At 51.9% G+C, this 1,734-nt stretch carries 2 protein-coding genes; one reads left to right on the top strand and one right to left on the bottom strand.

What is annotated here, in order from left to right:
* On the top strand, window positions 1–1,431 hold a 1,431-nt coding region (locus Q0628_RS15315), incomplete at its 5' end, for an aldehyde dehydrogenase family protein (RefSeq protein ID WP_298772472.1).
* A gap of 74 nt (window positions 1,432–1,505) precedes the next feature.
* Here Q0628_RS15315 and Q0628_RS15310 read toward each other — a convergent pair.
* Window positions 1,506–1,734: acyl-ACP thioesterase domain-containing protein (locus tag Q0628_RS15310; protein WP_298772470.1), on the bottom strand; the 229-nt coding region annotated here is incomplete at its 5' end.

Here is a 1,734-nt window from a genome sequence, read left to right as displayed (position 1 = left end):
TCGGATTTCTTACAAGAATTATTTGATGCACAAGGCGAAAATCGCTGGAACATCGCACAAACAACCGCAAAGCAACGCATCGCAAAGTTGCTCAAACTCCGTAAGGCCATCGAAACACGTCAACAGGAATTTTACGACGCCGTGTGGACGGACCTTCACAAGCCGCAAACCGAAGCATGGCTATGCGAAGTCTACCCGACACTTCAAGAAATCGACCATGCCGTCAGTCACCTTCCCGATTGGATGGAAGACAAGGACGGATGCTTTAGCATACTGTTCCCGACCAACAGAAGCGTAAGCCACTTTGAGCCCAAGGGTCGCGTACTGATTATGGCCCCGTGGAATTATCCGTTTTTACTTTTTATTTCACCGGTCATAGCAGCCGTCGCCGCTGGCAATGTGGTGATTGCAAAACCGAGCCACAAGACTCCGCATGTGGCTGCCTTCCTGGAAACGCTGATTGCAGAAGTATTCCCGCAAAACGAAGTCGCCGTGGTACAGGGGGCAGGTACCGAAATTGGCAACAAGCTACTCACACTCCCCTTTGACCATGTATTCTTTACCGGAAGCCCGAAGGTCGGTGCTCATGTTGCAGAATGCGCCGCCAAGGTTCATGCTGGAGTTACGCTGGAACTCGGAGGCAAGTCGCCCGTCATCGTTCTGGACGATGCCAGCATCAAGGATGCAGCAAAGAAAATCGCCTGGGGCAAGTGCCTGAATGCAGGCCAGACCTGTATCGCGCCAGACTACATGCTTTGCCCGCGCCCTTTAACGCTACCGCTCGCCGAAGCCATTGCAGACAACATAAAAACAATGTACGGTGAAACTGGTGACGACCGCCGAAACTCTGCGAACTTCGTGCATATCGTCGAAAGTCAAGCCGTAGAGCGACACCAGAGCCTCGTCAAGGACTCCCTCGAAAAAGGCGCCACAGCCGTTCTAGGCGGAAACTTCGCCGAAACCGATATTGCAAACCGCTATACGCCGGCCACCATCCTCACCGGCGTCACGCCCGACATGAGAATCATGGATTCGGAAATTTTCGGACCGATTCTCCCGATTATCGCTTACGATTCGCTAGAAGATGCAATTACCTTCATTCAAGCGCGCCCGAAGCCGCTGGCGCTGTACATTTTCGGAAAGTCCGAAGCGAAAATCAACGAAGTCATCGCCAGCACGACCTCGGGCTCTACTTGCGTGAACCACTGCATTTTGCAAATTGAAAATCTGTCGGTTCCTTTTGGCGGAGTCGGCATGAGCGGCACCGGCAATTACCACGGAATTTATGGCTTCAAGACTTTTAGCCACGAACGCAATGTAATGCGACAAGGCGCATTAGACACCATGACGTTCCTTTACCCGCCGTACCACAAGAACGGCGACAAGGGCTTTCGCGCATTCATCCAGAATTTGGTCAAGAAAATATTATAATGTGTGATGTGTAATGTGTGATGAGTGATGAGTCACTTCACATTTCTCATTCCACATTTCACATTAAGCACGGTCTAGTGTCCGACGTACAGGCGCTTCATTTCGTCGGAAATGGCCATGGGGCGGCCGCGTTTCATGTCGACAAGCACCCACTGCGTCTCCGACTCAAAGATGACCTTGCCGTCGGAGACCCGTTCAAAGCAGCTTCTACGGGAAGACGCAACTTTGCCATAGGCGGCCACCCAGGTCGTTCCACGAATTTCTTCGCCCAAGAAAGCCTGATTCCTATATTCGACATGCTGC

Source organism: uncultured Fibrobacter sp. (assembly GCF_937877005.1).
Taxonomy (GTDB): Bacteria; Fibrobacterota; Fibrobacteria; order Fibrobacterales; family Fibrobacteraceae; genus Fibrobacter.
The sequence above is the reverse complement of the archived record's forward strand: the minus strand, read 5'-3'. Positions and strand labels throughout refer to the sequence as shown.